8 protein-coding genes and 1 tRNA gene are annotated in these 6744 nt (G+C 42.8%); 4 read left to right on the plus strand and 5 right to left on the minus strand.

From position 1 onward, the window contains the following. Positions 1-319 precede the first annotated feature (319 nt). Complete coding sequence (locus tag KOD92_RS27265; protein ID WP_215236778.1) at positions 320-745, plus strand: helix-turn-helix domain-containing protein; 426 nt, start codon at positions 320-322, stop codon at positions 743-745. A gap of 51 nt (positions 746-796) precedes the next feature. On the opposite strand, the gene KOD92_RS27270 is transcribed toward KOD92_RS27265, so the two are convergent. From KOD92_RS27270 to KOD92_RS27825, 3 genes are read right to left on the minus strand one after another with little or no spacing between them, the layout of a single operon-like run. Further along, positions 797-1234 (minus strand): DUF6527 family protein, encoded by a 438-nt coding sequence (locus KOD92_RS27270; RefSeq protein WP_215236779.1) that lies wholly within the window; start codon positions 1232-1234, stop codon positions 797-799. Beyond that, positions 1221-2390: a ThiF family adenylyltransferase gene (locus tag KOD92_RS27275; RefSeq protein ID WP_215236780.1), complete on the minus strand. Its 1170-nt coding sequence runs from the start codon at positions 2388-2390 to the stop codon at positions 1221-1223. Before KOD92_RS27275 ends, KOD92_RS27270 begins: the two co-directional genes overlap by 14 nt. Beyond that, positions 2365-2607: a multiubiquitin domain-containing protein gene (locus KOD92_RS27825; RefSeq protein WP_406566184.1), complete on the minus strand. Its 243-nt coding sequence runs from the start codon at positions 2605-2607 to the stop codon at positions 2365-2367. The genes KOD92_RS27275 and KOD92_RS27825 overlap by 26 nt, the downstream gene beginning before the upstream one ends. A gap of 363 nt (positions 2608-2970) precedes the next feature. Here KOD92_RS27825 and KOD92_RS27285 point away from each other — a divergent pair, with 363 nt between their 5' ends. After that, a complete protein-coding gene (locus tag KOD92_RS27285) occupies positions 2971-3417 on the plus strand; it encodes a hypothetical protein (RefSeq protein WP_215236782.1) in 447 nt (148 codons plus the stop codon). Positions 3418-3548: 131 nt separating this feature from the next. On the opposite strand, the gene KOD92_RS27290 is transcribed toward KOD92_RS27285, so the two are convergent. Then, on the minus strand, positions 3549-4781 hold the full coding sequence (locus KOD92_RS27290) for a site-specific integrase (RefSeq protein ID WP_215236783.1): 1233 nt from the start codon (positions 4779-4781) through the stop codon (positions 3549-3551). A 255-nt stretch (positions 4782-5036) separates the two neighbouring features. Continuing rightward, positions 5037-5109, minus strand: a tRNA-Lys gene (locus KOD92_RS27295). 195 nt (positions 5110-5304) lie between these two features. Between KOD92_RS27295 and KOD92_RS27300 the strand changes: the two genes are divergently transcribed. Next, a complete protein-coding gene (locus KOD92_RS27300; protein WP_215236784.1) occupies positions 5305-6039 on the plus strand; it encodes an SH3 domain-containing protein in 735 nt (244 codons plus the stop codon). Between the two features lie 75 nt (positions 6040-6114). Next, the gene (locus KOD92_RS27305; RefSeq protein WP_215236785.1) at positions 6115-6579 is read left to right on the plus strand and encodes a CHRD domain-containing protein; all 465 of its coding nucleotides are present in this window, start codon (positions 6115-6117) and stop codon (positions 6577-6579) included. The last annotated feature ends 165 nt before the right edge of the window (positions 6580-6744 follow it).

Consider the following 6744-nt stretch of genomic DNA (forward strand, 5'->3'; position numbering starts at 1 on the left):
ACCTGGAATCCAATACAGAAGGCCTCTCAAAAACCGCAACTTTCATCAGATCGGTGGCGTACTTTGCGCAGGAATAATTGGCGTCATTTCAGAGGAATCGTGGAGTACTTTGGAGAGGAATATCCAGTTTTGAAGTTGGCGTTGATATAGTCTTCTGATATTATCACGTTTCGCTCAGTATCGATAACGTTTTCCGCTACAATCTCAAAGTCATGAATTCAAGATGAGCGCCCGGTAACACGCAATGCATGTAAGATATCCGAGCACTTCCCGACAGATTTATATAAATTGATTTTTTTAAACCAAACACCCTTTGCACATGGCACATACTACCTCCAATCCGAAGATCCACGAAGGCCGTAACTTAAAGAGATTCAGAGAGATGATGTCCGTAAAACAGGACGCGCTTGCGTTTGAACTCTGCGACGATTGGAATCAGCAAAAAATCTCCTTACTCGAACAGAGGGAAAAGATTGATTCTGACATTTTGGAGCAAGTTGCGGCGATTCTCAAAATACCGGCTGAGGCGACTCGGAATTTTGATGAGGAAAAGGCGATTAATATCATTACCAACACGTACCACGATCATGCAAATGATAACTCCTTTAATCAGGGCACCATTTATTTAAATCCTATCGAAAAGATTATACAGCTTCATGAGGAGAAGATTGCTTTGTATGAGCGGATGTTGAAGGAGAAGGATGAGATGATGGAGCGGTTGGAGCGGTTGATTGGGGGGAGATAATACGAAAGCGCCTCCTCGATTTCTCAACGAGGCGCTTTCCTGATGACGATCCTAATGAGTGGCTCCAAAAAAACGTAAAATCCTTCGTAACATCGAAATCCTTTCCTTTTCAGCTGTTAAAGGCGCGTTCTGCTTTAATGGAATATCGCTTTTTTTAGATTCTAATTTCTTTCGTCTACTACGATGATGATTTCGGCCTTCATCAATTTGCTTTTTACTCCAACTACCTGCCCATTTGATTTTATTCTCAACAATCCAGTAATGGGACTGACATTTGAAGTTCCAGTTGCCAATAGACGGGTATAAGGATATCACCTCTCCATCATATTGCAACTGCCAATCGACTGGTGACAGCGGAGTCACCACTTCATTTCCACATCCGCATGCGCAAAGGTGAATAGCGACAGAACGTTCCATTGAGACATACAAAACCCCGGGCATTAATTGCTCGGGGATTGACTGGACGAAGGAATTTTTAAAAGTCTCCATTTACCAAAAGGCTTGCGCTGATCGTGTAAGTACTATGGAATTCTCCGACTTCATCGAGATAAAAGCCGCACATTTTCTTCCACTTCTCAACAGCTTTACAGGCGTTGAATGCATTCAAATCTGCGATTTGAATATTCGTAGCATAATCATTGTCATCCACATTGTCTGGCGAAATTCTCTTAACAAGATGATCGTTTTTGGTACCATCGCTAGCTGTGGTGCGAATTATTCCTACTAATCGTCCATCCTGAATATGTATCCCTAATCCAACATCGATGAAGGCAACGCCTATGGTTGATAGATTTGCTGTGATCATACTCCGTATTGAATTCTTATCGACGCAGATGAAAACGTAGTCAAAGCCTTCTAACATCCGGACATTTTGCTCGGTGATAAACTCGCTGTGCGCTACAATTCTCTTGTGCATATTGCTGTAAATTTCCCTGAAGTACTCTACTTTCGAGGGAGCCTTCAGCAACAACTCCAAACTTGGCGCACCCGGACTCCTAAACGCATTATGTTGAGAAAACACATCAGCATCAAAAAGATGAATTTCAGCAACGCGCGTTTTTGACACAAAATCGAGGATATATGAGCCCGAACCGCCCAAACCGATAATTGCTATACGTTGGTTTTCGAATATCTCTGAAAGTCTAGCAATATTTGCCCTGCTTGAACTTGAATCGAAATAATGGAAAACTTCATCCTCTTCATCAACAAAAGGTTTAAATGTCAGCGCAGACACCGAAGGATCAATTGACTTCGCCGGTGCCGACAAAAGAGTAGCGTAGCGAGAAAACTTCTCATAATGGTCGTCGTACCTACCGGACAAAGGCTTGCTGGAAAAATAATGGTTTCCAATTAAACCGTTTCCCAGATCTAGATTAGGACTTGAATTGATAATTTCATCCATTCTCTGCCCATTCTTGTGGCAAGGCACTTCACCCATAAAGTAAACCGTGTGGGAGGCAGGTGGACTTGCTTGTTCTCCGGTAAATGTGATGTCACCGATCAATGTGCCTGTCATGATTCTACCCTCGAAATTAACATAAGGAACCTGGTGGATACATAAGTATCCACCACGCCTCTCCAACTCGTAACCCTCGTCTCTGAGACGTTTAAGGTCTGGACTATGACTTATCAGTCGCTGTAACATAAAATTTCATTTTGTCTTTTACAACAACTGTATCTCCTTTTGCCATCTCTCCCGAGGGATTGCCCTTCGGACCATTAGTGTAGGTCACTGTGTAAGCTTTGCTTCCGAAATCTACTCCTTCTCCTTTCAAGTCAATTACCTCGTCAAAAGAGATTGTTCTCTTCGACCAGCTTCGATCCCTGCCATCTAATTTATTTTGATTGCCCAAATAATTCACCTATCATGCCAATTGTGGGAATCCTCAATATAGGAAAATTTATAAAAATCTCCCGCCAGCGACTTCGGAGCGTTTGGGCGGGCCAGATTCAATTGTATGACAATTGTACATCTGGCCGAATGCAGTTAAAAGGCAATCCCCCCTTTGCGCGGCGTCTTTTTGCAAGTGAGTCCAAGAAGGGAAATTTATATTGGTTTGTTGAAAGACGAATCTTCTTAGCTAGCCCTCATCGATGTGTTGAACAACTTCCCAAGTAATTTTTGCTTTCTTGCATTTTTGCAAGAGATGCAAAATTTTGGAATTTTCTATTTCATTGGTAAATTCTGTTGCAGTCGCCTGAATACAAATAAATAGTTAAAGTCTATGGAATTTGACAGTGGGAAATCGCATTTAGAGCTAATGGTCATATGGAAGGATGACGAAATGATCGAATTGAGCGTCAAGGCAAGCAATGGAAGATACTTTGGTACGACACAGGTCTATGATACTGCTGAATCATTAATGGGTTTGGCAACATCACTTGCTGATTTCTGGGGTGGGCACCAGCCAATTGTATACGAGGCAGGAGCAAATGGCGGCTATGCTTTTTGGGGAATGTATATCTATCTTCTTAAGCCATCTGGTCTTATCAGCGTGGAGGTCAATCTGGAAGAGAACAGTAACGATCGTGATGACAGCCATGAGAAGAAGAATAAAGTAAAATTGGAAATCCAAGTCTACACGGCATCGATCGACCGGTTCCGAGATGAGTTAATACAATTGGCTCAGAATGAAGAAGGAGTTGCTTTTCTGTATGGTGAGAACACTTGATAATATAAACACTCGCGCTCTAGGAGATCTGTAAAATAGTCTTAAATAACTTTCCTTCTGACTTGTTTTCACCTTCTCTCTCACAACCCCCTCTCACAAATAGGAGGGGTCGTGAGAGAGAAGGTGCAGCGCTAACCTTCCGTACCAGATCTTCGTGAGAGCCTGCCTTTCAAAGCCTGCATATCTTCACTAACCTTCGTATCAAGAATCTTCGCATAAATCTGAGTAGTGCGAATATTTGTATGCCCTAGCATTTTAGATACGCTCTCAATCGGCACACCATTTTGCAGAGTAATGGTCGTCGCAAAAGTATGCCTGGCAACGTGTGAAGTAAGAACCTTGTTAATCCCGCAGATCACGGCGATCTCTTTCAGATAGTCATTCATCTTCTGATTGCTCGGCACAGGCAACACGAGGCCGCGCGATTCGCAAAGCGGATGATCTTTATATCTGTCAATAATTTGAAGCGCTTCTGGTAGCAGCGGAATATGAGATTTAACATTCGTCTTTGTTCGCTGGCTGAATATCCATTGCTCACCGTCAATTCCCCTTGCTATCTGGCTTTTTTCAAGCTTCTGGACGTCGGAGTAAGCTAGGCCAGTGAAACAACAAAAAAGAAAGGTGTCGCACACCTGTGCGAGACGATCACTGGCAAATTCTTTGCTAGCCATCAACTCTAACTCAGTTCTTGTGAGAATAGCCTTGTCTACCTTCTTGTACTTGCCTTTGAAGTTCAAATAAGGATCAAGGTTCATCCAACCATTGCCCAGGCAAATGTTGACGATCTTGCGAAACATCTTCATGTGCTTCACTACGGCATTGTTGCCCATCTTGCGAACCGAGCGCAGGTAGAATTCATAATCGGCGATGAAGGCGAAATCGATGCGGCTAATGTCAAAGTCGCTTGTGTTGAAGTGACTTTTTAAGAATGCCAATGTATGGCGTTCGAGCACTTTATAGCGGTTGAATGTGCCTATCGCATATTCTTGGCCGACCAACGCCTTCATTCGCTCGTTATGGTCAGCGACCACTGCCATCAATAATCGCTGCTTAGGACCGACGCCTAGAAATTTGTTTTTGATCGTTTCCGCTGTTATCAATGCGTTGTCACGAACTAGGCTGGCGTGGGCGTCGAGTAGTTGCTGTTCTAAGTTGCCCAGATACGCATTGACAGATTTCACGGCCTCCTTTGCGCCTGTGACTCGTCCAGCTACCGCATTCCATCGGCTAGGCTCACATTCTCGTCCGGTGGTAATTTCCACCCTTTTACTTTCAACCGTAATCCGCAGGTAAATCGGCACCGGGCCTTTTTGATAGTTTTTCGGCTTCTTCAAATAGAAAAGCAGACTGATCTTTGTTTTCATACCCTTTTTCAGGTTAAAAAGTTGAACAAAAGTAGTCTTGCAAGCCTAATCAGCACAAGATGTTTACGTGGTAAACAGGTTGTTATACAATGAGTTGTAGCGATTCTGGTGAGTAAAATTTGCAGATTCTGGAACTCACCGAATTACTCACCAAAAATTTGTTGAAAATTGAAAAGTTTGGGGTAACTGGAAAAGAAAAAAGCCTGCTAATCTGTTGATTTGCAGGCTTTTGAGGCTTTTTGTTATTTCTTCAAGTGATCCCGCTGGGATTCGAACCCAGGACCCATACATTAAAAGTGTATTGCTCTACCAGCTGAGCTACGGAATCTTATTTTTGCTGCTATTACCTTGCGAACCCAGGACCCATACATTAAAAGCGGACGCCGCGCGGTGTATTGCTCTTCCAGCCGACCGACGCTTCGCTGACCTACGGAATCTTGTCTTTTTCTTATTCTTTGCAACCTTGTATTAGCCGTGGCCTTTTCCGTAATTGCGATGCAAAAGTAGAATTCTAAAACGTATAATGCAAGCCCTAATCAAGAAATACCTGGCTTTCGGGATCGTGTTTTGTGCGGTTTTTATCTTTGAGCCGGCCTTTGCTGCGGATGCAAAAGAGTTAAAAACGGCTGATTCTCTGTTCGCTATGGGCAGGTATCCAGAGTCGCTGGTACTGTACCGGAAAAATTTTAACAGAGACGAAAAAAATAGTCAGAGCCTGCTGCTAAAACTCGCCTTCCTCGCCGAAAAGACAAATAACTACACCGATTGCCTCTATTACCTCAGCAAACTTGCCCTCGCCAATCCTTCCAGAAGGCTGTTCGAAAAAATGGATAAACTTGCAGAAGAGCACAATCTCTCGGGGTATGAATTCGACGACTACAACTACTTCATCATATTTTATAGAAGATATGGTGACTATTTTCCACTTCTTTTATTGACACTGGGTACTTATATTGTAGTCATCATGGTGACAAAGACGCGGAGAAGGGAGCCAATCCTGCAAATTCACAAAATTTCCATTATCGTTTATTTACTGGTACTATTGGGAATACTAAATGTACCTTCCCTTTATCAAACGTGCATTGTGATCAATGAGAATACCTTTCTGAGAGACGAGCCTTCTTCCGCTGCACCTGTGATTGAGCGGGTTGGAAAAGGGCACAAGCTGACGATCCTGGGCTCAGTAGACCATTGGAACCGCGTGATCTGGAACAACAGGATCGTCTACATCAGAAGGAATGACTTGTGGAATATATGAAAGGCTGATGGTATCATTTTTGCAGCGTATTACTTTGTATGTATATTTAAGGGTTAAATTTTTAAATTAAATTGTATGAAAAAGCCAATGAAACGTTTTTTACTATTGATCGCGGGGGTTATGATGTTGGGATTTGTGTCTTCCTGCAAAGAGGAAGGTCCTCATAAAGATGACATTGTAAGGTTCTCGGCAGTCATTAATAGTGCTCCAACTGTTCCCAAAGCTACTTCCTCAGCACAAGGCACCGGGGTTTTCGAGTACAACAAAACTACAATGGACCTTAAATACAATATTACCTATCAGAATATCACTCCTACCTCAGTGAACATACACAGCGCAAATCCAGCGTGGGAGGCAGGACCGATGGTTTTCCCGCTTTCTAATATGCCGGCAGGAAACCAGGTTCAGGGAAATGTGAAACTGAACGTTGAGCAACAAACTATGCTGATCACCGGAATGCTTTACGTGAATATTCCAACAGCAGAAAATATTTATGGTGAGATTCGCGGACAGATTCTGCCTGAGGAATCAAACGACTAAAAAATATATCTATCAGAATGAAAAAGAGCCGCTGCACGATGCACTGCCCCCAAAAAGTTAGACACTTCTTGGGGGCATTTTTATGGTTAATTACAAAAAACACAGTTTGAATTTTAAGCTTAGGCTTGTTAAGGCTTATTTGAATGGCGGTAGTTATACGGGTTT

The sequence above is a fragment of the Dyadobacter linearis genome (genome assembly GCF_907165045.1).
Classification (GTDB): Bacteria; Bacteroidota; Bacteroidia; order Cytophagales; family Spirosomataceae; genus Dyadobacter; species Dyadobacter linearis.